This window comes from Fischerella major NIES-592 (assembly GCF_001904645.1).
GTDB lineage: Bacteria > Cyanobacteriota > Cyanobacteriia > Cyanobacteriales > Nostocaceae > Fischerella > Fischerella thermalis.
In genome coordinates, this window is the sequence record NZ_MRCA01000007.1 from 1 (window position 1) to 26031 (window position 26031).

Below are 26031 nucleotides of genomic sequence, written 5' to 3' on the forward strand. Positions count from 1 at the left end.
TTTGTTGAGTATTTCCCATGATCTATTAGCGCCTTTGTTAATTCACATTAGACGTGATTGCATGTTTATACTGAACATATTTCTGTATAAAATTTTATAAAATATCGAATTTTAACCGTAAAAACCCTAGTGAAGATGTCTTTGTAAACCATGACCAAGACATTAAGTTTGTTGAAGATGAACTGCGACTAGAAACAGACAAACACCAAGAACTAATACTAATGTTTCTACGAAAAATCATCGAGAGAAATCGGCTAGTAGTGGCAACTTTGCTCTTGTGTGCTGCGTTGGTTGTGATGATTGGAATTTCTTTATCATTGGGGGCTGTGTCAATAACGCCAATCCAGTTATGGAAAGCAATTTGGCGTCAAGGAGATCCACTTTACCAAACAATTCTATGGGATTTACGGCTACCGAGAACTTTGGCTGCAATGCTTGTGGGTGCAGCTTTAGGCACAGCAGGCGCATTGTTACAGGGAATGTTGCGTAACGGTTTAGCTGATCCGTTTCTTCTTGGTATCTCAGCAGGTGCAGGTTTAGTTGCTGTGGCAATGTTTAGTTTTGGGGTATTACAGGCTTGGGTTCCTCTAGCGGCTTGGATTGGAGGCTTATTCACAACTATCATTATTTATTTTTTAGCTCGTAGAGGTGATGGTATTTCAGTTGAAAGATTAATTTTAGGTGGGGTGGCGGTCAGTTCTCTATTTGGTGCGATTCAATCGGTATTGTTACTAATGGCTGAAGATGGGCAAGTGCAAGCAGCATTGAATTGGTTAATTGGTAGCTTGAATGGACGGGGATGGAGTGAGGTCAAAACTGGGGGAATTTATATTTGCGTATCTTTGCTATTAGGATGTTTGCTAGCTCGTACTTTGAATTTGTTGAATTTGGGTGACGAATTAGCAGTGGGGTTGGGAGTTTCCCTGGTGCGATCGCGGATTTTGATTGGTGGTATCGCTTCGTTATTGGCTGCGGGTGCTGTGAGTATCGGCGGATTAATTGGCTTTGTCGGCTTGATTGTACCGCATGGCATCCGTTTACTTGTAGGTGCAGATTATCGTGCTGTTCTGCCACTTAGTGCTGTTGGTGGCGCTGTTGTCCTCACTCTTGCCGATGTAGTTTCTCGCTCAGCAGTTGTAGAGTTACCAGTGGGTGCAGTTACTGCTTTGTTGGGTTCACCTCTATTTATTTGGTTGCTTTATGGCCGCCAAACAAGTATTTAATATCATGTCGGCTTGAACAGTTATATTATCCGTTGGGGTCGGTAATTGGTAATGGGTAATTGGTAATTGGTTATAGTTGGTTATTTTTTTCACCATGCCTGAGACCCAATACCCAAGCTTTACATCGTAAGCAATTAGTCGGACTGATATAAAATCCAAAATCGAAAATTAATGTTATGCCTATAGAAACTCACAACCTTACTGGTGGTTATGCAAATCAACAAATAGTTAAAGATATCAACATTACTATTGCCAAAGGAGAATGGTTGAGTTTAGTAGGTGCTAATGGTTCAGGGAAAACTACATTGCTAAAACTCCTCAGTCGCCTCATAAAACCACAGCAGGGGACTGTATTGCTCGATGGTAAGGCAATTCACACACAACCTAGTAAAGTTGTGGCACAAAAATTAGCTTTTTTACCACAACAGCAAACAATCCCGACTGGTTTAACAGTGGAACAGTTAGTTAGTTTAGGACGTACATCTCATCAAGCGTGGTGGCAATGGGAATTAAATACAGAAGATCGCAGCAAAGTAGAGATGGCTTTGCAGCTAACACAAATGGAAAACTTTCGCGATCGCACTATCGAAAAACTCTCAGGTGGAGAACGTCAACGGGCTTTTTTAGCATTAGCCATAGCACAAAATCCTCAAACTTTATTGTTAGATGAACCGACTACCTATTTGGATATTCGTTATCAATTAGAATTATTAGAATTACTTAAAAAACTTAATCAACAGCAATATTTAACTATAGTAACTGTTTTACATGATGTTAATTTAGCTGCCAGATATAGTTCTCGAATTGCTCTGTTGTCCCAAGGAAAAATATTTGCTCTTGGAACTCCAGAATTTGTTCTAGAACCCACCTATTTAGCTGAAGTTTTAGGTGTACACGTTGCAGTTATTGAAACACCTGTGGGATTACAAATTTGTCCACTAACATCAATTCATCTCTAAAAAATTAGAGCCAAAGTATTCTTTTCTAATCTATAGATACTTAATAATTTGCTATGAGGAAATTTAAAATGCGTCGCTCTTGGATAATATTCTGTTTGCAAGTATTCTTGATTGTGAATATAGTTGCATGTGCCACGACGATTAATCAACAGCCCCAAAAATCTCTTACTACTCCTACCCAAGTAGTGCCAAAAAAATCAGCCAAAAGAGTTGTCGCTCTTTCTACAATTGCGGCTGATATTATCTCCCAACTTGATCAATCTAAATTGGTAGGAATGACTGGTAGTAACCTTTTTAACAACAATAGCAGATTTCAAAATATTCCCCGTATTAATGAAGGAAGAACACCACTAAATCTAGAAAAAGTTATTGCACTTAAACCAGATTTAGTTGTTGCTCCAACTGGTTTTTATGTGCAAGAAATGGGAAAGTTACAACAGCTAGGAATTGCTACTTATACTTATAATCTTAATAGTTGGGAAGCTTTACAAAAACTAACTCAAGCTCTTGCTCAATTAATTGCTGCCGATCCAATACCTTTAATAAACCGTTATCAATCATTTTTAGCAAATAAGCCTAATCAGCAATATTCAACTTTGGTGTTAGTGAGTGTTAAACCAATTTTGTCACCGAATAAAAATAGTTGGGCTGGTGATTTGCTCGCTAAATTTAAAGCCGAAAATGTCACAGCAGACTTACAAGGGCAAAGTCAATTCCGAGGTTATGTAACTCTTTCCCCGGAAAAAATTTTACAGGAAAACCCAGAAGTATTAATTTTGGTTAATACTCCCCAACCTCAGTCTAAAACAGAACTCTTAGAGTCTTGGCAAAAAGAACCTTTTTGGCAGCAATTACAAGCTATCAAAAACAACCGTGTTTATATTTTTGACTATTACGGACTCGTGAATGCAGGTAGCATAGATGCGATAGAAGCAACTTGTAAACAGTTACGCTTGGCTTTGTCTGGGCAATAATTAAGTTAGAAGTACTGTATTGTTTTTGAAAAATTAGGGGTTAGGGGTTGGGATAGAGAAATGAAATCTGCAGGAATAGGGAAGGGACTTGTGTATGTCCTGTTGACGCTGTACGCTATCATTACCCTCATCCCGTTTTTGTGGGCACTTTCGGCATCCTTTAAACCCCTCTCGGAAATAGTCAGTGGCGAAGCTAATTTTTTGCCCAAAAACTTTACTTTTGACAACTATAAACAAATTTTTTTGCAAGAACCGCTATTTCTGCGTTGGTTGTTCAACAGTCTAGTGATTGCGGTTTGCGTCACTATTTTAAATTTATTGTTTAACTCAATGGCTGGTTATGCTTTGGCAAGACTGCGGTTTTGGGGTAGACATTTCTGGTTCTTACTGGTTTTGGCAATACTAGCAGTGCCAGCACAAATTACTCTGATTCCAACATTTTTGATCTTAAAAGCGTTCGGCTGGCTGAATTCTTACCAAGGTATGATCGTCCCCAGTATGGTAAATGCCACTTTCATTTTTATGATGCGGCAGTTTTTTGTTAATTTTCCTAAAGAATTAGAGGAAGCTGCTGCACTTGACGGTTTAACTCCTTTGGGCATTTTTTGGCGTATTGTTTTACCTTTGGCAAAACCAGCATTAGCAGCGCAGGCAGTTTTTGTGTTTATGGGCAGTTGGAATAATTTTTTGCTGCCCATAGTGATAGTGTTTGATCCAGAAATGTTTACTTTGCCTTTGGGGTTGAATTCTTTTAAAGGTCAATATATCAGCTACTGGAACTACATCATGGCAGCTTCAATGGTGTTTACTCTGCCAGCTTTAGCAATTTATGCCTTTTTCAACCGATATTTTATTCAAAGTGTGACTTTTACGGGAGGCAAAGGGTAAGAATTGAGGACAAGGGGGACAAGGATGAAAATAAATCTTTCCTTTGCCCTTTCCCCTATTTACAAGACGGATATCAGAATAATACAAGTGCGATCGCAACTTCTTTCCAGTAAAAATACTCATATTTATATCTCTCTATTTTCCTGTCTACCTACCCAGTAGTTAGGGCAACAAATTGGCCTCTTAACGTGATATTTGTATAACAGCGACTCTATCTATATCTGTCAGTTAACCTAATTTATGGGTTGTGCAAACCTATTAATCACAAAGATACCAGCAGATAACACCCCTCTTAGAGGATGGATGTCATCTGTTTGCAACCAATATAGTTGAGTTCGTTGTTAGTGGTTGGTAGAACAAACGACAAACAACAAACAACAAACAACAAACATTGACAACTGGCAGTTAACAAAAAAAGATTGAGTATCGTGATATTTAGCTGTGTTGAGTGTCAAAATCTTTAAGGGGAAAGATGTTAAAAAGACTAATTGGCATTTTTGTAGTTACTGTGTTGCTGACTTTTCAGTTTGTTGTCGGTAGTGCAACAGCAGTGGAGTTAGATGAAGCTTCACGCACAGTAGCGTTAAATGAAAAGGGTGACACAGTTGTAGTCAGCCTGAAACAGCTTACAGAAGGCAAACGCTTGTTTAATGAAACTTGTTCTCAGTGTCATCCTGGTGGTATCACCAAAACCAACCAAAACGTAGGACTTGATCCTGAGGCTTTGGCGTTGGCAACACCACCCCGTAACAACATTGAAGGACTAGTGGACTACATGAAAAACCCCACTACCTACGATGGAGAAGAGGAAATTTCTGAGTTACATCCCAGCATCAAGAGTGCTGATATTTTCACAGAAATGAGAAATCTCACTGATGATGACTTGAAGGCGATCGCTGGTTATATCCTAGTACAACCAAAAGTAATTGGAATTAAGTGGGGTGGTGGTAAAATTTATTACTAAACTTCCTCCGATCAACATAGTCATCATTTTTTAGTCATCAGTCTTTTGTTAAGTAGTCCAAGATGAATAGGACTACTTACAAAAGGCCAATAACTATAATTTTGCTCACTTTTCTCAAAAAAAACTTACATCTACGACGTATTGTCATATTTGGCGTTAATTTTATCTAAAATGAATAGAGGAAAATAAAACTTGTTGATTGGAGAAGGCTATGAAATTAATTGCGGCCGGCTTGCGTCGCTTTGGTTTAGCATTGTTAACAATTCTTTTAGTTGTTGGCAGCTTTGCTGTTTTTACTCCTAGTGCTGCGGCTGACACATATACAGTCAAACTTGGCAGTGATAAGGGAATGCTGGCATTTGAACCTGCAAAATTGACTGTCAAGCCAGGTGACACTATTAAATGGGTAAACAACAAAGTTCCTCCCCACAATGTTGTATTCGATCCTGCTCAATCTAAAAGTGCTGATTTAGCTAAATCTTTTACTCATAAGCAGTTACTGATGAGTCCTGGCCAAGAATATGAGACCACAATCCCCGCAGATGCTCCCAAAGGTGAATATACATTCTATTGTGAGCCTCACCGTGGTGCTGGCATGGTTGGTAAACTCACTGTTGAATAGCACTCCAATCTAGTTCCAAGAGATATTTCTGTGGAAAGTTAATTGACAGTGCCAATTTTGGATTTCGCGAAAAGCTTTGATCGCCGCAAGTCAGCGCTCAAAGCTTTTTTTGGATGCAAATCTAAAATTCAAAATTGGTTTACTTCACCTTGAAAGCTTTTAGCAGCCATAGAATATTACTGAAAGGATTTTTTCAGGGGCTAAAAGCTTATCCCAAGGAGAATATTTTGAGAATTCTATTATTAATTTTGCTATTTGCAATCGCGCTGTCATTTTTTATATTTACCAGTCCAGTACAAGCAGCCGAAATATCTGATGCTGCCAAAATATTTAATTCTAACTGTGCTTCTTGTCATATTGGTGGTGGTAATGTTCTCATCGCTGAGAAGACTTTGAAAAAGGAAGCCTTACAACAGTATCTGAAAAATTACGATACTGACTCTATTGCAGCAATTATTCACCAAATACAAAATGGGAAAAACGCCATGCCTGCTTTTAAAAGCAAGTTAAGCAAAGATGAAATTGTCCAAGTAGCTGCTTACGTTTTTCAGAAAGCAGAACAGGGTTGGTAATATCAAATTCAGTGAACAGTTATCAGTTAACAAATAACTGATAACTATATCATTGTTTACTGTGAATTTGATTTTTGTCTTTCCTGTTTAACTTGGCGTAATTGTTGTAATAGTTTGTGGTTGGGATTTTGAGTGTTATTAACTTGCAACTGAGATGCTTGTGGGGTTGGTTGAGCCTGATTTGTCCCCACTTGCACTGGTGATGTTGTAGGTTTTACAGTCGCTTGTGTGGGTTGTTGCTGTTGAGGTAATTGTTGATTTTGCGGAAGCGATCGCAAACGCTGCTGTAAATTTTGCTGTCCGCTTGGAGATGACTGTGTTTTACTTGTTTCCAAAATCGGCAATTTTTGAGGAACTAATACAGGCAATTTTGGTGGAGTAGCAGCTGCAGGAGTGATGTTACTATTTGGTAAGAAAGAGAGTCTAAATGGATAGTACTGAGGTTTACCATTGGCCTGCACAGGATTTTTTTGGAAATAATCTCTAAAGTATTCCCGTGCTGCGATTTTAAGGTTGGATGAAACTGAATTATCCAGAAACTCTATCGATTCAACCTGACCGTCTGCGTAGACTAAACCACCTTCTATTTCACCTTCCTGCCCTCTTTGACCACTAACGGTTTCGGAGATAAGTTTTTTGGTTTCAATGTTGGGGTATTGCTCCCTTACTTTGCGTAATTGATCATTTAAAGAAGTGATTTTCGCGATTTGTTGTGCTGTCACCTGGGATGTTGTCGGTGCGGGTGATGGCAATTCAGGCTTTTGAAGCGTGGGCTGTTGTGGTTGCCATTGCGGTAAGCTTGTACCGCCCATTGCTAAGTTTCCTCCTAGTTGCGGAGTACCACCAGGAGCCACAAATTCCTGATTAGCAAGCCCCGGCTGAGTGTTAGGGTTATTTGAAGAGTTGGAAGCCGGGGTGTTAGGCAGATTACTGGGTATGTTAGCAGCCTGTAAATCTGGCAAATTTGTGGGGTATACGGAGTTAGACGTGTTGACAGAAGATGGTAGTGGTTGGGGTTTTCCTAAGCCAATTTCATCCTGTAAACGACTAACTTTCCTATCATTGACACGTGGAATAGTTGTTGTGTCGCTTTGGCTGACATCATACTTTGGTTGAAATTGGAAGTTTTGCCTTCGAGCTACCTGCAACTGATTCTTTTGCGGTAGAGGCAAGATACTGACTCGGTTCGGAGATAAGGGAACAGGAGTTAGTGGTGGTTCAACCAGAGAAGTTGTTGGCGGTTGTGCCGGTAAGGGTGTTGATTTGAACGCAAAGTTAGGGAAAGGAGGAACTTGTGCTTGTAGGGGAACTTGCCCAGCTTGCGGTAACTGTGCCTGTAAAGGAATTCCTGGTTGCTTGGGAAGCCCAGATGTGGTTGTTTGCGGCAGACGATTTTGATCAGCCTGGTTTAATTCAACAAGTCCGACGCCAGTTTTTGGTGATTTTGTCTCTTTTGGTTTGGTTTCCAACTGCATCCACGGGAGAAATAAGGCGATTACACCGTGGATACCAACAGAGGCTAATACTGCTATCCCTGTTGGCTGACTAATTATTTCTGGTATGGTTTTTAATATGGAGACGTATGACATAGCTGTTCTCGTTCACTCGGCTTGATTGAAGTAAGCTGAAAAACTTAATTTTTGACCACAAGTAATAACTATCAGTAATTGCGTTCCTCTACAAATAATAACTTCCTACGCCATCAGGCAAAACAGGAAAGCTGCAACGTCTTAAAAGTGATTTTATTAAAATTGATATAACATTGTACTAGAAATTCTGTTCTGTCAATGCTTATCTTCAAGAATAGTTATTTTATACAATCATTAGGCTTGTCAGAGCTACAAGAGGCATTCAGGCTGACTATTGGCTAAGTTAAGGTCTAAATTGGTAGAGACAGAAAGAATAAAGTTTTACTTTGTAATTGCAAATACAAACATACAAAGGCTCCTAGATAATCACAGCTGTTGGAGGTACTTAAGTATAACTTAATATTTTCAGACTGGCTGAAAATATATTCAACAAGCAGTTAATATTCAGTTTCAAACTTTATGCCTGTAAAGTAAAACCTCTGGTCACCTGAGGTTGCTTCTCTCGTAGTAGACAACCGCATACACAAAAATTGTTTAATCACTCCACATCTAGTCTCGTTACGCCACTTTACTTAATGCACTATCCAGTGAATTTCGGCGCATTAGGAGTACTTCCATAAATTACCCTACCAATTCTACAAAGTTTGACATTTAGCCACCAACTAGACGAGGATAACAAGGAATAGAAGGGGAAGATTTGTATCAATAATTTGGTGAAATGGTATGAGGTAGTAAAATCGGGGATACGTAAAAATTCTATCCGGGGAATTTCGCTCCCTATTTTTAAAATTTTGATTTTAAATTGTAAATTACGCCTGATGTGAATTGAATATGGAGACGCAATATTCCTTGCGCCTGGGAAAAAACGTTTTTTAGAAATCGACCACCGATACACACCGATAAACACAGATAACACAGATGGATCTTTCATGGGTGGTTGGGTGGTCATTGGTTTGTTGAGTATTTCCCATGATCTATTAGCGCCTTTGTTAATTCACATTAGACGTAAATTCATATCTTGATTCAGTAACGCCGATAATTTTGTCATAGCCAACTCTAAGTTTGAAACGCGCGAATGATGGAAAGATTTGCTTGAGCATTGCCTAGGTTGCATATAGGCTTGACAAATAACAGATTCCAGATATTTTGTAGATGTAAACAATATATCGAAAAATCAAAACAGAAGCAATTGAATATTAGATAGGAGGTAAATTAATTCATAATGTTCTAAGTATCAATATTCGACAATAAAAAAGTATATCTTACATCAACATTTCATTTTTTCACATCAAACTAATAATTACTTGTTAGTAATCGGTATGTAATGATTAATTTGCATTATTTTTAAAGGTAAATTTAAATAGCATTTTAACTTTATGAAATATGCTCACGTCTTACAACATAGTAAAGAAGATTGTGGCGCAGCTTGTCTTGCTTCAATTACGAAATATTATGGACGTAACTTTACTCTAAACCACATTCGTGAAGTCGTAGGTACTGGACAATTTGGAACAACTTTGTTGGGACTGAAACGAGGTGCTGAAAGACTTGGTTTTAATGCTCGTCCTGTTAAAACATCACCAGAAGTTTTAAACCGAATCAATGAAGCACCCCTACCAGCAATTATTCATTGGAAAGGTCATCACTGGGTAGTTTTATATGGTAAGAAAGGCAAAAAATGTGTAGTTGCCGATCCTGCTGTAGGGCTGCGATATCTATCTCCACAAGATTTAGTAGAAGGTTGGGCAGATTGGTTAATGCTTTTACTGGAGCCAGATCCAATTAGGTTTTATGCCCAAGAGAACCATCGCATCGGTAGCTTTTGGGGTTTCTTCAAGCGCATCTGGAATTTTCGGGCAATTCTAGCTCAAGCATTACCTCTTAACTTTCTGTTGGGATTGCTAGCTTTAGCTTCTCCTTTTCTGTTACAAATTCTCACTGATGATGTGCTAGTTAGGGGTGATACAAGACTCCTTACTACTATGGCGATCGCTGTGGTAGTCATGAATCTTATTTCTAGTAGTTTATCTTGGGTACAGTCTAACTTAATTGCTCACTTTGCCCAACGCCTGCAATTAGGGCTAGTTCTAGAATTTGGGCGTCAAATTCTGCAATTACCACTCTCGTACTATGAAACTCATCGCAGTGGAGAAATTGTCAGTCGCCTACAAGATATTCACCAGATTAATCAGTTAGTTTCTCAAGTTGTCGTTATTCTACCTAATAAGTTTTTTATTGCCATAATTTCTTTGGTAATTATGGCTTTTTATAGTACTAATTTGACGATTTTAGCTATTGTTATTTCTATTTTAATGGTCATATCTACAGTAATATTTCAGCCCAGTTTGCAGCAAAAAACTCGTGAAGTTTTAGTTACAGAATCTGAAGTACAAGGTGTTTTAGTAGAAACATTTAAAGGTGCTATTACTCTCAAAACTACTACAGCATTACCGCAATTTTTAGATGAATTACAAAGTCGATTTGGGCGAATTTCTACCCTAAAATTAAGCACAATACAAATTGGTATCAACAATAATATATTCTCTAATTTAGTTTCTGGAATTGGTAGTATTGTTCTGCTTTGGTTTGGCGGAAATTTAGTGATTAATCCGAATGAAAACCTCAGTATTGGGCAACTACTTGCATTTAACTCTATGAATAGCAATTTCATAAATTTAATTGCTACTTTAATTACTTTCGTAGATGAATTCACTAGAGTAAAAACAGCCACACAGCGCCTTGCAGAAGTTATAGATACTACTCCAGAAAATCAAGGTGATGAAACAAAGCAGTTCGCTACAATTTCTGGAGATGCTGACATTACTTGTAGTAATATCAGTTTTCATTATCCAGGTCAGGTTGAACTGCTTGAAGATTTTTCTTTAACAATACCTGGTGGAAAAAATATCGCCATTATTGGTAAATCTGGTTGTGGTAAAAGCACTCTAGCTAAAATAATTGCGGGTCTATATTCAATCAAATCTGGCAATATCCGCCTGGGAATTTACAATCTAGAAGACCTCTGTTTGGATTGTCTGCGTCAACAGGTAATATTTGTTCCCCAAGATGCTCACTTTTGGAATCGCTCTATTATTGAAAACTTTCGTTTAGGAGCGCCTTACCTGACATTTGAGCAAATTGTGAGAGCTTCTCAAGTTACAGAAGCAGATGATTTTATTAGTAAACTTCCTAACAAATATCAAACTATTTTGGGTGAGTTTGGAGCAAATCTTTCTGGTGGACAACGCCAACGCTTAGCAATAGCAAGAGCCATTGTTACAGATCCACCAGTGTTAATTTTGGATGAATCGACTAGCGGACTCGATCCAGTGAGTGAAGCGCAAGTTTTAGATCGTTTACTGAAGCATCGTCATGGTAAAACCACGATTTTGATTAGCCATCGTCCCCAGGTAATTAATCGTGCTGACTGGATTGTGTTGCTAGATCAAGGCAAGTTAAAAACTCAAGGTTCTCTGGTGCAATTGCGTTACCAATCTGGGGAACATTTGAAATTTTTCAATCCTTAATTATTCACACTTATTCAGGGAATTATGCTCTACACCCACAATCAAAAACTTTTGCCATCAATGCAAAGTGAAGATTTTCTTCCCCCTGTTAGTCGCTGGATATCCTTAGGAGGGATTTTTTTGATCGGGAGTATTGTCGCTAGTATTGGTCTCTGTTCATGGATTAAATACAATGTAACGATAAAAGCTAATGCTTTTGTGCGTCCTACAGGAGAAAATAGGCTAGTACAATCGAAAATTGAAGGCACTGTTAAAAGTATTTTGGTTAAAGAAAATCAATTTGTCAAACAGGGAGAGGCGATCGCTTATCTGGAAGATCAACAACTGCAAAGCAAAAATAGCCAGCTGCAAGGTAATATCCAACAGGATAAGTTACAAATCGTGCAAATTGATGCTCAGATTAAAGCTTTAGATTCCCAGATGCTTGCTGAAGCCAGAGTTGCACAAGGGACAGTAGCTTCTGCTAAAGCAGAATTGGAGCGTAATCAATGGGAATATCAATATCGGCAAATTACCACCAACAGCGAATTACTTGCAGCTCAAGCAAATTTGCAAAAAGCCAAAGCAAACTTGCAAAAAGCTGAAGCTAATTTAAGTTTTGCAGAGATGGATCGCGATCGCTATCAGCAATTAGCAGAAATTGGTGCAATTGGAAACCGGGAATTTGAGCAGAAAAAGCTAGTTGTGAAGCAAACTCAAGCCATGCTTGAGGCTGAAAAAAAAGCTGTTGAGATCGCCCAAGCTCAAGTGCAATCAGCTAAAGCTGCTGGTAATCCTACCACTGCTATAGTAGCGATCGCTCAAGAGCGCATTACCCAAGAAACTGCTAGAGGTAAAGCAACTATCGCTGCTTTAAAAAAAGAAAAACAAGCCTTAATTCAGCATCGATTTGCAATACAAAAGCAACTCGGACAATCTCAAAAAGAACTCCAGCAAGTTGCCAATCAACTACAAGATACTACTGTGCGTGCAACTAGTGATGGTATCATTCTCAAACTCAATTTGCGAAACCCTGGTCAAGTGCTGCGAGTTAGCGAAGCGATCGCTGAAATCGCTCCGAGTAATACTCCTGTTGTTATTAAAGCAATCATTCCCACCCAAGAGATCAAAAAAGTCGCTATTGGTCATAAAGTACAATTGCGAATAGATACCTGTCCTTATCCTGATTATGGGACTCTCAAAGGCGTTGTTGCAGGTGTTTCCCCAGACGCAATTACACCTGTAAACAACAATATAGATGCAGCAAAATCAGGATCTACTAGCTACTTTGAAGCGACGATTAAGCCTCAAAGTCTAACATTTGGAAATGGTGAACGCCAATGTCAAATTCAATCAGGGATGCAGGCTAAAGCTGACATTATTTCTAGAGAAGAGACTGTACTGCAATTTATGCTGAGAAAAGCCAGGTTAGTTACTGATTTATAAGTATTTTTTACCATCAAGTTCAGGACACAATACGTAGCTGTTCTGAGGGGTTGCGAGGGGTCAGACCCCCGACTTTTTCAAAAAGCCGGGGATCTAGCAGACCATCACAATTAATATTTTGGGTTACTACTAACTATTAGTGTCAGGTTTTTCATTAATTTATATTATCGTTATTATCTTGCTTATTTGATAGTTTGTTATTGCATGAAAGTAGCATTTAAATTTACAAAAAAAAATTTTTATAGAATTATTGAGTCAGAAAACAATTTTTCTTGGAGGAAAAAATGCAGAAAGTAAAGCAAAAATTAAATACTCAGACACCACAAAAACTTGAAAGCATCCAACTTTTTGAAGAATTAACAGATAGCGAAACAGAGAAAATATGTGGAGGTGTGACTGAATTATCACTTGACGAGTATAAAGCTGATTTCAAATTTGCAAAAATTGAGTTTACAGCAGATTTTATAACATTGAAAATCTGAAATAGGTACTGGATAAGTAAAACACCATGCTTAAATTTTCAAAACATTTAAGCATACGAAAATTTATTTATTGCTTGGTTTTTCGCCAGAGAAGTTTCTTCTACTGGCGTTTTTTTAATTTAAGCGATCGCACCAGAGCGTTTTTGCTGATCGCCAAACAACTAACAACATTTTCACACTTCAGTTGCTAACCAAGCCCGTAGTACTTCCGCCACTGTCCAAGCCTGAGCAATGCAACCCCGCGCCGTCATCGGGGGATCACCATCAAAGATTTCGCTGAGACTACCAAGACCGTGGGCGTGCAGGTGATTGGCCATTGGTTCCAGAAATTGCCGTGCTTGGGTAGGGTCTTTGTAAACTCGCAAATGTGCCTGTACAAAGGGGCCAATTAACCATCCCCACACTGTCCCTTGATGATAAGCGCTATCTCGTTGCAGCTGATCACCTCGATAATGTCCTTGATATTGCGAATGATCACAGGATCGCGATCGCAATCCGTGGGAAGTTAACAAAGTCTGGGCGCAAGCGTCTACTACACCTCTTTGTTGGGTTGAGTTCAGAGGACTTTCAGGTAAACAAACAGCAAAAATTTGGTTGGGGCGTAGGGACGGATCATCACCATCAGGTCCATCGAGGACATCGTAACAGTAACCTGTTTGTTGATTCCAGAAGCGTGAGAATCTGACCAAGGCTCGTTCAGCGATCGCCTCATATTCTCGGTGAGGTTTACCGATATGGCGAGCAAAGTTAGCCATTGTTCTCAAGGCATTGTACCAGAGGGCATTCACTTCAATCGGTTTACCAATCCGGGGCGTGACAACCCAGTCCCCAATTTTGGCATCCATCCAAGTCAGCTGCACTCCCACTTCCCCAGCGTAAAGCAGCCCATCTGCTGCATCTAAATGGATATTGTAGCGAGTGCCGCGACAGTGCCAGTCGATGATATCTGCCAGGATGGGAAATAGTTCTTCTAAAAGATCATCATCTTCTGTAACGTTGTAGTAAGCCTGTAAAGCATGAAAATACCAAAGAGTAGCATCAACGGTATTGTATTCCGGTATTTCGCCCGCATCTGGAAAGCGATTTGGCAGCATTCCCTGATTTACATATTTAGCAAAAGTGCGGAGAATAGAACGGGCAATTTCTGGGCGACCTGTAGCCAGGGTCAGTCCTGGTAAGCTAATCATCGTATCTCGTCCCCAGTCACTAAACCAGTGATAGCCTGCGATGATCGTTTTGCCATGAATTTCATCTGACCAGGAACGATCCACAATAAATTGGTCAGCAGCCAAAACCAGATGGTTCACCCAAGCTGGGGTTTCTTTGGCATGGGAAGGGCGGTTAGTTTTCCAAAGACTAATTAACTTTTGCTCTTGGTTATGGCGGAGTCTGAGGGTTGTTTCGCCATGTAGATCTGGTTGCTTGTCTGTGCTAGCAACAAAGGTTAGAGATTCACCAGCATTGAGAGTAATTTGGAAAGTAGCAGCGTGTAAATGGTCTTCTTTGTCACTCAATCCTCGGTAGCGTTCTACTGCTAAGTGAAATCCATAATACCAATTATGTGCAGGAACAGCGCTAGCATTGTCACACAGTAAATAAAGCGGTACAGCTGTGGGAAAGGCTGTCACACAAATTCCTTGGGGAACTGGTTCAACACTCATTTGCCAGCCGTTGCTTTGGGTACTGCCATGATAATCGCGGTAGTTGACTAATGCTTTCAGCGTTAGCTGTAACGGCATAGAAGCACGGCGTAAGACATATCGGACATAGGTAGTGTTTGCACCCTGCTGCATCCAAATTCGCTTTTCTAATAGCGCATCCGCACAGGCAAAATGCCACACAGGAATAGTGCCTTCCAAAGCAAAACGTTCTATGTGTAGGTAGCCGTTAGGACTGACGATTTCGTCAGCCCAACGATTCGTATGTAAAGGATAAATGCGATCGCCATACAGAGCAGTTTCATCCAGCTTTGCTAACATCAGGGTGCGACCTAAAGGTGGCTTTAGGGTTGCTACTAGTAACCCGTGGTAGCGACGGTTCAGCAAACCTGCTACTGTGCCAGATGCGTATCCACCGATACCATTAGTTACTAACCACTCCCGTGATTCTGCTAAATCGAGAGTGCCACATACTTCCCTACCAAATTCAATGCACATATCACCGCATACCTGTATGGAATCGCTATTTTGATTATCCGTCGCGATTTTTACCTCAGACTGAGAAGCTAATTAAGAGTTGCTAAGAAAAAACAGAGTAAAAAGGTGATAAATTGTGTAGAAAATTTAGCCAATCCTATTAAGCGAATAGGGAAATAGGATTTTCCTGTGAATGACTGAATAGTACCCTGTCAACTTTGTTACGCAGGATGCTTATTAGTTTGTAATAACCGCTTACTACAAACCCATCAATTCAAACTTAACGAAACAGCAGTTCACCTAGCTAAAGACGCATAGCCAAAAGTTGTATTGAACTGACGACACCAAATTGCCACAGATTGATAATCTCCAAGCTTTACATCATTAGGAATAGCGTAGCGTTGATTCCCACTCGTCTTTTGTAAACGAGAAATTTTGAGATAATCTTTTTGTTGAATACCAGATGTAGGAACTGTATCATTACGGTACAGAATTACGAACAAGTCAGGACCTTTGCTAGTTTTGAAATTTCCATTGAATTCTAAATAACGCTTGCCATTCTCTGTTAAAACTTTAACAGTTCCTTGAGTAGGATATTCTCCAGCAACAAAGCTTCCTGGTTGAGTGTTGTTTCCGGTTATCGGCTGGGCTTCATTAACTGGTTGCTCGGAGTTTACACCTGTTGTACAACCTACGGTCAATAAAGTAAAAATACTTATAATTGCTAAAATTTTGAATTTCATAGCTATGGTATTCCCTAAATTTATTAATAATTCCAATCAAGTAGCCGACATTACGGAAAACTTTAATTTCATCTAAGATTTTTTATTATTTCTAATGATTTGAGTAGCAATGACAAATTATTACAGCAAAATGAATTGAAAAACCTGACAAAAACAGTCCCTCTCCGCACTCAATAAAAGTGCAAGATCTCAGTTATTTTAATACGAGAGAAAAGAAACACCACTTCTTGGAGAAGTTGGGGATCTGGGCTTTGCGATTCTTATAAATCAGATAGTATTGCTGGAGCACATTATTCTGATAATTTCCATAGAGAATAATATTCACCTTGATAAATAATATTAATATTCATTTGAGATTTTTTTTCTATTCTTTTGCGGAATGTATCAGAAGGATTTAATAAAAATATATTAGAGTAATTTTTAGAAAATTTTGGAATATTATTACCTTGTACTAACAAAAATCTCACATTTGGTTCAATCAAAGAACTAAGCGAAAGTATATTGATAGAATTATTACCTGCATCATTACTAATTAAAAGTGTGCGAGAAGTTTGATTAATGATTTTGGCTATTTCTAGGTGATTATTACCACTAAATTTACTCCACCAAGTATAATAACGAGAATATAAAGTATCAGAAAATAACCCAACTATTATTAACAATGCTAATATAGTTTGCCAAGTTTTTTGTCGGGAAATACTGCCATTATATAGCTGGATTGACAGGAGATAAGCAACTGCTATTTGTACGCCTAAGTAATAGGGTATTAAATCTAATTGACAAAACGAAACTACTAGAGGTACTGTTGGTATGGCAATTAAGTTTATAATAAATAACCAAGTTTTTTCATGAGTTGTACGCCAAAGGCAATAGATTGCATATCCAACTAAAGTAAAAAATATTGGCGTTACTACTATTATAATTAAAGGCTTGATCCAATTAAAATTTAAATCAATGAAAATATGATTGATCTGTATTAAGCAATTTACAATTGAATTAGGAAAAGATGAGTTTTTAATTTTAGCATCAGTAGAAAATAAAACGGATGATTGTTTAGCAAGTATGACCAATATCCAAGGCGAAAAAATTATAAATCCTAATAATGATGACATTAAAAATCTTTGAGATGTTTGATTCCAGCGAAATTTGGCAATTGCAATTACATAAAACAGATGAGCAATAGCTACAAAAACACTTAATAAATACGTATATAGACTAAGAACTAATGTAAATGTATAAATTCCCCAATTCAATATATAAGACTCTTCTTTTAGCTGGGTTGATTCTAGCCGCAAAGCTCTCAGCAGAGCAGCACTAGATAGTAATATAGTGACTTCCCATAGAATATATTCCTGTGCTTCTTGAGCATAGATAATTTGTATAGGAGAGATAGCCAGAAGTGCGATCGCTATTCCAGGTAGTGATAAAGGCACCTTAAATAATTCTCGACACAACCAATAAGCACAGGGAAATACTGATAAACTAATTACAGCAGATAAGCTTCTGATTGTTGTCATCGAGTCGCCAAAAAGTTGTACCCAAAATCTTGCTAATAGATAATAAAATGGTGGATGGTGTGGATTATCTATTGCTAATGAATTAATCGTATCTCCAAAAATTTTTTCAGGATTGAGACTTTGAAATTTTGCAAAAGCTTGTTTATTAATTACCCTACCATTAAAAAGTTGTTGTTTAACTTGGGTAGTTGTATAACCAGAAATACGTAATAAAGTATCTGTTTCCCCTAACGAATAAACTTTTCCATCAAGATTAACAAAGCGAAAAAATATACCAAATATCACAAGTACGACAATAAAAAACTGCAACCACCTGGGAGCAAGTATGAGACGCTGCATAATTATGTTTTTTCTCAGAATTTGTCTAAAATTATCTAGTTAGTTAAACTATCAGCATAAGGTAATTTTGTATTATCTTTCGTTGTTTGAGAATGATCACTTCATAATTATCTATCCTGAAGAAAATTTCGCAAGTCTAAAGCATGATATTAAAAGGCTAAGGGTTAAAGAGAAGCTAAAAAATAACCCCTTTAACCCTTCATTTTTACCTTTATTTAACTCGTGCCAGAAGTTTAATTACTATGATTAGTACTGCTGTAGCGAACCCTTGTCCCTGCCCACAATAATTTTTCTCGCAGCGTTTGGTAATAGGAGTTGTTTTCCCGTAGAATAATAAACTTGGCACGACACTCAGCCATGCGTACGTCAACGCGATGTCCTGGCCAAATCGAAGTAGCTAACACCCCATCCATCCACAGTTTTGTACTCAAATCGTAATCACCCAATGGCCAAATGCTGACAACTGAACCAGGGGGTAAAACGATGGGGCGATTAGAAAGGCTCATCGGACAAATGGGAGTAATAGTAATAGCTTCCATGCCATCATGGACAATGGGACCTGTGGCAGAAACGGTGTACCCAGTGGAACCTGTAGGCGTAGCAACTATTAATCCATCGCCAACGTACTGATCAACCACTTCGCCGTCAATTTCCATTTCCAAAATCGAGGTAATCATACGATCGGCAGAAGCAGGCTTGACACACATTTCATTCAAAGCCAAGTAGCGTTCACTCACTGGTTCCAAGTTGCTACCATGACCTTCATACACCGCTGCTTGCACCATCATTCGCCGTTGGATAGCATAACGATCCTCCAACAGTCTTTCCCAAACTTTTTCTGTATCTTGAAATTCTTCCACAGACTCAGTTAAAAACCCCAAGTGGCCACCCACATTTACTCCCAAAATGGGTACACCAGCTGGGGCTAGGTGCCTAGCACCGGTTAACACAGTACCATCACCACCGAGTATCAATGCCAGGTCGATTGGTTGTCCAGCCGAAGCCAAAAATACTGGGTAAGGATTATCCTTCGGTCCGCTTGGCCCCACTAGTACCTGACATTGATGATTTTCGAGTTGCTTTGCACAAATTTCTGCCCAACGTTTACTTTGGGCATCTCTTGCTTTATAAGCAATAATTACCTTTTTAAGGTCCACAACTTTACCATTTGAGGAGATTAAACTGCTCCATATCGACAGTATCACGGTTGCGATAGATTGCCAGTACTATCGCTAAACCTACCGCTGCTTCTGCTGCCGCTACAGTGATGACAAATACAGTAAAAACCTGACCCTTAATTGCTGTTGAGTCTAGGAAGTTAGAAAAAGCCATCAAGTTTAAATTCACAGCATTCAGCAGCAATTCAATTGACATTAACACTCGCACAGCATTGCGACTGGTAATCAAACCATAGATGCCAATACAAAACAAAGCTGCTGCTAATAACAAAAAGTACTGGAGTTGCATAAATCTTCGTGACTTCTACTACTATTTTTGAGTTGTTAGTTGTTAGTGATCAGTTAGCAATCATGGTTTTTGGTAACTGTTCACTCTTGTTTGTCGCTACCAGCAGGTACCAATTCTCTGGGACGTTCTGGCAATGTCAAAACAGTTTGTGGCAAATCAGATGGGACGATTTGTTCTGGCAGATATTCTCGACGTGCCAAAATAATTGCGCCTACCATTGCCATCAGTAACAGAACAGAAGCGACTTCAAAAGGTAGTAAAAAGTCACTAAAGAAGTGCTGACCAATAACAACTATGGGGTTGCCTACAGGAGTAGCAGTAGAATACGACCAAGGAGTTGATAACACCATCGCACTCAATAGCGCAAATAGTCCCAGACTCACCACAGCCGTTAGAGCTTTACGCACCCAAGCTGTGGGAAAGGGAACAAAATTCTGCCGCTTATTCACCAACATAATGGCAAACAAAATTAGCACGTTCACTGCGCCAACATAAATTAACAATTGTGCTGCTGCTACAAAATCAGCATTTAGCAATAAGTACAACCCAGCTATACTGACAAACACACCGCCTAGCATAAAGGCTGAATAGACAACGTTAGAGAACAGCACTACACCCAGGGCTGCTCCTATCATCATTGCAGCTAGTATACCAAACGAAACAACCTGTACTCCTTCCGCTAGATTCACTTTTTTGTCCTTTGATATCTGAATGATTGGTAAATGATAGTTGGTAAATGGTAATTGGCAATTGGTATTTGCTATTACCCATTACCCATTACCCATTACCTATTACCCTTTTTCTACAAGTTCTTCAGGGCGGGAACCTGCACGAGGTGCATCAGCTGGTAGATCGTGGGGGTCCATAACTCCCTTGGGCAGGTAAACTAGTTCACGTAGTGGAGTAACCATTGGGTCATTTGTGACCTTGTAGGGAAGACGACCCATTGCTACGTTATCGTAGTTCAACTCGTGGCGATCGTAGGTGGAAAGTTCGTACTCTTCTGTCATAGAGAGACAGTTTGTGGGGCAATATTCCACACAGTTACCACAAAAGATACAAACACCAAAGTCAATACTGTAGTGCTTGAGCTTTTTCTTTTTGCTGGTTTTGTCAAACTCCCAATCTACTACTGGTAAGTTAATTGGACAAACCCGCACACAGACCTCACAGGCAATACACTTATCAAACTCAAAGTGAATCCTACCGCGAAACCTTTCGCTAGGAACTAATTTTTCGTAAGGATACTGTACTGTGATTGGACGTCGCTGCATGTGGTCAAAGGTAACAGCAAGTCCCTGACCAATATAACGTCCGGCTTGTACTGCTTCTTTGGCGTAATCACCAACTTGTTTGAGGAACTTTAGCATATTGTGTTTCTCTCCTTAGGGATGACAGGTGATTGGTAATGGGTAATTGGTAATTGGTGATAGTTTCTTACCCATTACCCGCCGAAGGCGACGGGAAAAGCTAGTTTCAAAGCAGCGGTTAATAGTAAATTTACTAAACCGACTGGTAATAAAAACTTCCATCCCAAGTCTAGTAGTTGGTCAATGCGAACACGGGGTACAGTCCAACGTAGTAGGATGGCCAGAAAGACTAGGAAGTAGGCTTTCAGTAGGGTCATAGTGATTCCCAATGAAGCGGTGACAACTTGCAACACCGGATTGGCTTCACTGACTCCAAACCAACTCGCTAATGTGCTAATGGGAATAGGAAAATCCCAACCACCCAGGTATAAAACTGATACTAGGAGTGCTGAGAGTACGAGATTTACGTAAGAACTCAGGTAGAACAGAGCAAATTTCATCCCAGAGTACTCTGTTTGATAACCTGCTACTAGTTCTTCTTCTGCTTCCGGTAAGTCAAAAGGCAGACGTTCGCATTCAGCGAGGGCTGCTATCCAAAAGATGATGAAGCCGACTGGCTGTCGCCAAATGTTCCATCCTAAGATTCCGTAGCCAGATTGTTGGTTAACAATATCAACGGTGCTAAGGCTGTTGGACATCATCGCGATCGCCAGTACCGCCAGCGCCAAAGGAATTTCGTAGCTAATTGATTGTGCTGCTGCCCGCAGTCCACCTAAAAGAGAATATTTGTTATTGGATGCATAACCAGCCATCAACAGACCAATGGGCTGAATGCTGGACAAAGCAATCCACAAAAATACCCCCATTCCGACATCAGTAATGAGTATATTCTGTCCAAATGGCACAATCAGGTAGGACAGGAATACAGGCAAAACAACAATGATGGGGCCAAGGGTAAATAGTACTCTGTCAGATTTGGCTGGCACTATATCTTCTTTGAAGACAAGCTTCAGACCATCTGCGACAGGGGCCAGCAAACCCAAAGGGCCGATGTATTCAGGGCCAATCCGCTGCTGTGCTGCTGCTGAAATTTTCCGCTCTAGCCAAACGCAGGTCAATACGCCCACTGTCGCACCAATAATCATTAAGATCATTGGCAGTGGCATCCAAATTGCTTTGGCTAAGTCTCCTGGCACTCCCAATTCCGTGAGGGATTGAATAAAAGTTCCTTGCAGATCAATTCCTGAATTCATGTTTGTTGCTCTTCAAGTCACCAATTCATGGTCGTTTACAACTATCTACACTTGTTAATCACTGTAAATTTACCCATCAATAATCATTGCCTATACCAGGCAAAAATTTAAGATTTTTTGCAATCTCCATGCCTAGTATATCGTTGGATGGGTTTTACCTCGATCAGCCGGATGTAGAGTTTCTACTTATGGTAAGAATTGAGGAGATTAAAGGGGGAGGGGGAAAGGTAAAAAGGAAAATTTTGATACAAAATTATTCTCCCTTGTCCTCCCTGTCCCCCTTCCCCAATCCCCTATCCCTTACCTCCTATCCCTACCGCTGATCAATAGCTGTGTAAGGAATGTCATGACGACCGTTATAAACCTGGGTCGGTCTAAATATGCGGTTTTCGGCGAGTTGTTCTTTCCAGTGTGCTAACCAACCTGCAACGCGAGCGATCGCAAATATTGGTGTGAACAAATCTGTAGGAATACCCAACTTCCTATACACTAAACCGGAATAAAAGTCAACGTTAGGATAAATTCCTTTGTGACCCAATTTTTCCTCGACTACCCGCTCCATTTCTTGGGCAATGTCATAGAATTTATCGTTACCAAATTTTGCAAATAGCTTTTCTGCTAGGCTTTGCAAAATCGTCGCCCGTGGATCTTTTACCTTGTAGACACGGTGTCCAAAACCCATAATTTTGGCTTTTTGTTGCAGCCTGTCCTCTATATAAGGACGCACATTTTCCACAGAGCCAATTTCCTCTAGCATTTGAATTACTTCTTCATTGGCACCGCCATGTAAGGGTCCTCCTAAGGTTCCCACAGCACTAGCTACTACTGCATAGGGGTCTGTCAGAGTAGAAGCTGTTACCCTAGCGCTAAAGGTAGAAGCATTCATTGTATGCTCTGCATGTAATATCAAACAAACATCAAATATTCGCGCTGCTAGTGGATCTGGTTCTTTTTCGTTGAGCATATACAAAAAGTTAGCAGCGTAGTCCAAATCATCATTAGGACGTACTGGGTCGTTTCCTTTTCGCATTAACTGAAACGCTGCTACCATTGTGGGAATAGTTGCTAGTAGGCGAACTACGGCATCTCGGATGTAAACCGGATTATCCAGATCACGACGGGCATAAAATAAGCCCAAAGCAGCAGCTGAGGCTTGTAGGGCATCCATGGGGTGACCGCTTTCTGGAAAGGATTTCATCATGTCGCGAATGCGGTATTTGATCCGCCGATGATGGCGAACTTCATCCTCAAATGCTGCTAGTTCTTCTGCTGTTGGTAATTCACCCCAGATTAAAAGGTAAGCAGTTTCCAGAAATGTGCTTTTTTCTGCTAGTTCCTCAATCCGGATGCCACGATATTCAAGTAGTCCTTTTTGCCCATCAACAAAGCTGATACTTGATTGGGCAGCAGGAATGCCTTCCAAACCAGGCCTATATTCGCACACCATCATGGCAACACCATCTGATTTTTAAAGATTTGTCCAGGCTAACTTACCAGAAATTCTTGTTGCCATAACAGTAATCCCGATCGCACAAATTCTTTACGGAATTGTGGAAAAACTGTTAGAGCAAGTATTTGGGTGGTGTCAACCAAAACATCTGACCGCGACCCAAAGGAGAGCCTGTTTCTGGTACCTTTATCCCAATCATACCCGCTTTTTTCAGCAGCAAACGTTCCTTCGCTTCCCCCCAGACGAGAACTTCTGCCCAACGGCTCAAACAGGGTTCATGTCCAACCAAAGCCAGTTTAGTATCTGGTGCAAAATTCTTTGGCTCTAACCAGTTTATAACCCAATTGTGAATATTACCATCGGGAGCTAGATGAGTACATTCTTCCATTTGCGAACTCAGTCCCGCTGTGACGAGGATCTCTGCTGTTTGTCTAGCTCTCACTAGGGGACTAGTAGCTACAAAATCAAAATGTAAACCTAATTTTTTCAAACGCTGGGCGACTTTTTCTGTTTTTTGCCGTCCCTGTTTTGTTAAGCGTCTTTTTTCATCTTTGATGTTGTCGGTTGCAACTTCAGCAATACCATGACGAATCAAATACAGTTCTATCATTATAAGTACTTTATGGTAAAAGCTCTTGCAGACAGTCCACTCTTTTAGCTTTGCATAAAGTGGGATCAAAGCAGTACTTCTACATTCTGAACTAGAATTTTACGGGAAAATACTCAAGCCATTTGCCATTTTTGGCTAGCAAAATACAAAGTATGGTGTTTACAAAAACACGGGTTTCAACAGGAATATCGAGCAGCTTCAGGGAGTCTACCTGTTTTATACCCTCAATTTTTTCTCTACTAGGATTAGCTCTTGTTGACAGCTCAAACTAAAGTTCAATTACTGTATACTTAGGGATTTGGAATGATTCGTCACATTGTCATTGCTTCTGTTGTGGCATTGGGAAGTTGTGTTGTGATCGCTCCCAAGGCTTTTGCTGACGGTACAGTAAATGTACCATTTGGTGGAACAGTCACCGCAGCATGTTCTTTCTCTGGTACTCCCGGTGCTGGTACTCTAGTTAACCCAACTCCATTTAATTTAACTAGCTTGGGTGGTTCGGCTGGTTCGGCAACTGTGCAATGTACTGGCGCTCCTGGAAATCTTCAAATTACTGGTGTGACTAAAACCGCTGGCCCTGGTCTTACTTCTCCTACTTATGAGGCCACAGCTGTTGGAGGAAGTGTGAACACTGCTTATGTCGCAGGCGTTTCTACTCCTGGAATTGTACCTCCTGGTCTTCCTATCCCTTTAACAGTCAACATGGATGTGGTTGATACTGCCGCTTTACCAGAAGGAACTTATGCTTTCACTGTTGATATGACAGTCACACCATAAATTTTTCTGAGCTAAGTCTGACAATATATACCTTATCGCTTAATAGCAACAAGCCTTGGACTATAGTCCAAGGCTGACAACAAAATACACAGTTACTACCTTAGGATTCAAATCGCAATTTCTTTAGGTAGATGCTTGTTGCTAACTTAGGTGCGCGGATAACTTTCTGCACATCAGAAATAGACAGGCGACTTTAAGCACACTGTAGGAGCAATTATTCACCCATCCATAATAGCAAAACATTCTGGTTTTTACAATACATTTTATCGGAAAAACTAATGATTCGTACTGTTATTTTACTGGGTATCTGTTCTTTATCGGCAGTCATATCTGCAAAGGCAGTTCAAGCACAGGTGAGAATTTCTCCAATGGTGATTGAGACGGAAGTAAATCGTAATCAAGCCGAAGGAGTGATTAACGTTACGAATATTACCAATGAACCTTTTCACGCTCGTGTTTATGTTCAGCCTTTTGCTTATAACCGTGATACAGGTTTTGAAACTTTGTCATCTAGTCCCACTGATCTTAGTCCTTACTTGCAATTTTCACCTCGTGAATTAATCGTACCGCCAGGTACTACAAGACGCATACGTTTAATAGCTCAACTTCCTCCTCACCTTCCTGAAGGAGAATATCGAGTCGTAGTTTTCACAGAAAACTTGCAGGAGATGAAAACAAGTGATCAAAAGGGGAATGTTGTTAACATCAGAGGAAAAGTTGGGTCTACTTTTTATGTAAGAAAAGGAAAGTTATCTCCTCAGTTGATTATAGATAGTAGCAGTTTTGACCCCGAAAAAAACCAAATAAAACTTTTAGTTCGTAACATAGGTAAAGCGTCTGTTCTACCAACTGCTACTTGGACTTTGAAACAACAAGGAAGCATCATTCGTAGTGGGGAAATACAGCCTACAGGAATTACAGCCCAAAGCGATCGCTATTTATTTTTGAATCTTGCAGATACAGGAAAAACAGCGATCGCTCCTGGGAAATATGAGATTTATGGTGAATTAATTTGGGGTCAAGCTCCCAATCAAACTTCTCTTCCTTTCAATATGAATCTAATTGTCCCTAGTCAATAGTTTTTTGCATCTGAATTTCTAATGCATCCATTTTCTAGATATCTTTCATTTTTATTTTTAATTTTTTCAAAAATTTGATGCTTCTTGATCACTGATTTTGACTAAAAACAGGGAAGCATTTAAATT

General features: G+C 39.7%; 23 protein-coding genes. 12 read left to right on the forward strand and 11 right to left on the reverse strand.

Going from position 1 to position 26031, the window contains the following annotated elements; genetic code table 11:
- The first annotated feature begins 221 nt into the window (after positions 1-221).
- The 7 genes from NIES592_RS14100 to petJ all read left to right on the forward strand — a co-directional run bounded on the left by NIES592_RS14100 (position 222) and on the right by petJ (position 6202).
- On the forward strand, positions 222-1223 hold the full coding sequence (locus tag NIES592_RS14100; protein ID WP_073556076.1) for a FecCD family ABC transporter permease: 1002 nt from the start codon (positions 222-224) through the stop codon (positions 1221-1223).
- 176 nt (positions 1224-1399) lie between these two features.
- Entirely contained in the window at positions 1400-2182 is a 783-nt protein-coding gene (locus tag NIES592_RS14105) for an ABC transporter ATP-binding protein (RefSeq protein ID WP_073556077.1), read from the forward strand.
- Positions 2183-2250: 68 nt separating this feature from the next.
- A complete protein-coding gene (locus NIES592_RS14110; RefSeq protein ID WP_073556078.1) occupies positions 2251-3156 on the forward strand; it encodes an ABC transporter substrate-binding protein in 906 nt (301 codons plus the stop codon).
- Positions 3157-3216: 60 nt separating this feature from the next.
- Positions 3217-4044 carry a carbohydrate ABC transporter permease gene (locus tag NIES592_RS14115; RefSeq protein ID WP_062244500.1) on the forward strand — a complete coding sequence of 276 codons (828 nt, stop codon included), beginning with the start codon at positions 3217-3219 and terminating at the stop codon, positions 4042-4044.
- A gap of 472 nt (positions 4045-4516) precedes the next feature.
- Positions 4517-5008 carry a photosystem II cytochrome c-550 gene (gene psbV / locus NIES592_RS14120; protein WP_062244503.1) on the forward strand — a complete coding sequence of 164 codons (492 nt, stop codon included), beginning with the start codon at positions 4517-4519 and terminating at the stop codon, positions 5006-5008.
- Positions 5009-5219: 211 nt separating this feature from the next.
- Positions 5220-5630 carry a plastocyanin gene (gene petE / locus NIES592_RS14125; protein ID WP_009458210.1) on the forward strand — a complete coding sequence of 137 codons (411 nt, stop codon included), beginning with the start codon at positions 5220-5222 and terminating at the stop codon, positions 5628-5630.
- 227 nt (positions 5631-5857) lie between these two features.
- Complete coding sequence (gene petJ, locus NIES592_RS14130; RefSeq protein WP_062250441.1) at positions 5858-6202, forward strand: cytochrome c6 PetJ; 345 nt, start codon at positions 5858-5860, stop codon at positions 6200-6202.
- A 56-nt stretch (positions 6203-6258) separates the two neighbouring features.
- Here the strand turns inward: petJ and NIES592_RS14135 are convergent, their stop codons facing one another.
- A complete protein-coding gene (locus NIES592_RS14135) occupies positions 6259-7791 on the reverse strand; it encodes a hypothetical protein (protein ID WP_073556079.1) in 1533 nt (510 codons plus the stop codon).
- A 1376-nt stretch (positions 7792-9167) separates the two neighbouring features.
- Here NIES592_RS14135 and NIES592_RS14145 point away from each other — a divergent pair.
- The 3 genes from NIES592_RS14145 to NIES592_RS14155 all read left to right on the forward strand — a co-directional run bounded on the left by NIES592_RS14145 (position 9168) and on the right by NIES592_RS14155 (position 13225).
- A complete protein-coding gene (locus NIES592_RS14145) occupies positions 9168-11318 on the forward strand; it encodes a peptidase domain-containing ABC transporter (RefSeq protein WP_073556080.1) in 2151 nt (716 codons plus the stop codon).
- Between the two features lie 24 nt (positions 11319-11342).
- Positions 11343-12743, forward strand: a complete 1401-nt coding sequence (locus tag NIES592_RS14150) for an HlyD family efflux transporter periplasmic adaptor subunit (RefSeq protein ID WP_073556081.1) — start codon at positions 11343-11345, stop codon at positions 12741-12743.
- A gap of 284 nt (positions 12744-13027) precedes the next feature.
- On the forward strand, positions 13028-13225 hold the full coding sequence (locus NIES592_RS14155; protein WP_073556082.1) for a hypothetical protein: 198 nt from the start codon (positions 13028-13030) through the stop codon (positions 13223-13225).
- Positions 13226-13398: 173 nt separating this feature from the next.
- Here the strand turns inward: NIES592_RS14155 and NIES592_RS14160 are convergent, their stop codons facing one another.
- The 10 genes from NIES592_RS14160 to sixA form a co-directional block, all read right to left on the reverse strand.
- A complete protein-coding gene (locus NIES592_RS14160; protein WP_073556083.1) occupies positions 13399-15381 on the reverse strand; it encodes an amylo-alpha-1,6-glucosidase in 1983 nt (660 codons plus the stop codon).
- A gap of 275 nt (positions 15382-15656) precedes the next feature.
- Positions 15657-16103 carry a DM13 domain-containing protein gene (locus tag NIES592_RS14165; RefSeq protein ID WP_073556084.1) on the reverse strand — a complete coding sequence of 149 codons (447 nt, stop codon included), beginning with the start codon at positions 16101-16103 and terminating at the stop codon, positions 15657-15659.
- Positions 16104-16393: 290 nt separating this feature from the next.
- Positions 16394-17959 carry a glycosyltransferase family 39 protein gene (locus NIES592_RS14170; protein ID WP_073556085.1) on the reverse strand — a complete coding sequence of 522 codons (1566 nt, stop codon included), beginning with the start codon at positions 17957-17959 and terminating at the stop codon, positions 16394-16396.
- 233 nt (positions 17960-18192) lie between these two features.
- Positions 18193-19116, reverse strand: coding sequence for an NAD(+) kinase (locus NIES592_RS14175; RefSeq protein WP_009457066.1), 924 nt, complete (start codon positions 19114-19116; stop codon positions 18193-18195).
- Between the two features lie 4 nt (positions 19117-19120).
- The gene (gene nuoK / locus NIES592_RS14180; protein WP_009457064.1) at positions 19121-19426 is read right to left on the reverse strand and encodes an NADH-quinone oxidoreductase subunit NuoK; all 306 of its coding nucleotides are present in this window, start codon (positions 19424-19426) and stop codon (positions 19121-19123) included.
- Between the two features lie 80 nt (positions 19427-19506).
- The gene (locus tag NIES592_RS14185; protein WP_073556086.1) at positions 19507-20115 is read right to left on the reverse strand and encodes an NADH-quinone oxidoreductase subunit J; all 609 of its coding nucleotides are present in this window, start codon (positions 20113-20115) and stop codon (positions 19507-19509) included.
- A 102-nt stretch (positions 20116-20217) separates the two neighbouring features.
- Positions 20218-20796 (reverse strand): NAD(P)H-quinone oxidoreductase subunit I, encoded by a 579-nt coding sequence (gene ndhI / locus NIES592_RS14190; protein WP_009457060.1) that lies wholly within the window; start codon positions 20794-20796, stop codon positions 20218-20220.
- A 74-nt stretch (positions 20797-20870) separates the two neighbouring features.
- Positions 20871-21989, reverse strand: coding sequence for an NADH-quinone oxidoreductase subunit NuoH (gene nuoH, locus NIES592_RS14195; protein ID WP_009457058.1), 1119 nt, complete (start codon positions 21987-21989; stop codon positions 20871-20873).
- Between the two features lie 313 nt (positions 21990-22302).
- Entirely contained in the window at positions 22303-23439 is a 1137-nt protein-coding gene (locus tag NIES592_RS14200; protein WP_062247477.1) for a citrate synthase, read from the reverse strand.
- Between the two features lie 112 nt (positions 23440-23551).
- A complete protein-coding gene (gene sixA, locus NIES592_RS14205) occupies positions 23552-24046 on the reverse strand; it encodes a phosphohistidine phosphatase SixA (protein ID WP_178379557.1) in 495 nt (164 codons plus the stop codon).
- Positions 24047-24352: 306 nt separating this feature from the next.
- On the opposite strand from sixA, the gene NIES592_RS14210 reads away from it, so the two are divergent.
- Both NIES592_RS14210 and NIES592_RS14215 read left to right on the forward strand, forming a co-directional pair.
- On the forward strand, positions 24353-24826 hold the full coding sequence (locus NIES592_RS14210) for a hypothetical protein (RefSeq protein WP_062247481.1): 474 nt from the start codon (positions 24353-24355) through the stop codon (positions 24824-24826).
- Between the two features lie 278 nt (positions 24827-25104).
- Complete coding sequence (locus NIES592_RS14215; RefSeq protein ID WP_062247484.1) at positions 25105-25905, forward strand: hypothetical protein; 801 nt, start codon at positions 25105-25107, stop codon at positions 25903-25905.
- The last annotated feature ends 126 nt before the right edge of the window (positions 25906-26031 follow it).

Bases quoted from the DNA above. Each gene is read 5' to 3' on its own strand.
- NIES592_RS14100 (WP_073556076.1), top strand. From the start codon at position 222: ATGTTTCTACGAAAAATCATCGAGAGAAATCGGCTAGTAGTGGCAACT.
- NIES592_RS14105 (WP_073556077.1), top strand. From the start codon at position 1,400: ATGCCTATAGAAACTCACAACCTTACTGGTGGTTATGCAAATCAACAA.
- NIES592_RS14110 (WP_073556078.1), top strand. From the start codon at position 2,251: ATGCGTCGCTCTTGGATAATATTCTGTTTGCAAGTATTCTTGATTGTG.
- NIES592_RS14115 (WP_062244500.1), top strand. From the start codon at position 3,217: ATGAAATCTGCAGGAATAGGGAAGGGACTTGTGTATGTCCTGTTGACG.
- psbV (WP_062244503.1), top strand. From the start codon at position 4,517: ATGTTAAAAAGACTAATTGGCATTTTTGTAGTTACTGTGTTGCTGACT.
- petE (WP_009458210.1), top strand. From the start codon at position 5,220: ATGAAATTAATTGCGGCCGGCTTGCGTCGCTTTGGTTTAGCATTGTTA.
- NIES592_RS14135 (WP_073556079.1), bottom strand. From the start codon at position 7,791: ATGTCATACGTCTCCATATTAAAAACCATACCAGAAATAATTAGTCAG.
- NIES592_RS14145 (WP_073556080.1), top strand. From the start codon at position 9,168: ATGAAATATGCTCACGTCTTACAACATAGTAAAGAAGATTGTGGCGCA.
- NIES592_RS14150 (WP_073556081.1), top strand. From the start codon at position 11,343: ATGCTCTACACCCACAATCAAAAACTTTTGCCATCAATGCAAAGTGAA.
- NIES592_RS14155 (WP_073556082.1), top strand. From the start codon at position 13,028: ATGCAGAAAGTAAAGCAAAAATTAAATACTCAGACACCACAAAAACTT.
- NIES592_RS14160 (WP_073556083.1), bottom strand. From the start codon at position 15,381: ATGTGCATTGAATTTGGTAGGGAAGTATGTGGCACTCTCGATTTAGCA.
- NIES592_RS14165 (WP_073556084.1), bottom strand. From the start codon at position 16,103: ATGAAATTCAAAATTTTAGCAATTATAAGTATTTTTACTTTATTGACC.
- NIES592_RS14170 (WP_073556085.1), bottom strand. From the start codon at position 17,959: ATGCAGCGTCTCATACTTGCTCCCAGGTGGTTGCAGTTTTTTATTGTC.
- nuoK (WP_009457064.1), bottom strand. From the start codon at position 19,426: ATGCAACTCCAGTACTTTTTGTTATTAGCAGCAGCTTTGTTTTGTATT.
- ndhI (WP_009457060.1), bottom strand. From the start codon at position 20,796: ATGCTAAAGTTCCTCAAACAAGTTGGTGATTACGCCAAAGAAGCAGTA.
- nuoH (WP_009457058.1), bottom strand. From the start codon at position 21,989: ATGAATTCAGGAATTGATCTGCAAGGAACTTTTATTCAATCCCTCACG.
- NIES592_RS14200 (WP_062247477.1), bottom strand. From the start codon at position 23,439: ATGATGGTGTGCGAATATAGGCCTGGTTTGGAAGGCATTCCTGCTGCC.
- NIES592_RS14210 (WP_062247481.1), top strand. From the start codon at position 24,353: ATGATTCGTCACATTGTCATTGCTTCTGTTGTGGCATTGGGAAGTTGT.
- NIES592_RS14215 (WP_062247484.1), top strand. From the start codon at position 25,105: ATGATTCGTACTGTTATTTTACTGGGTATCTGTTCTTTATCGGCAGTC.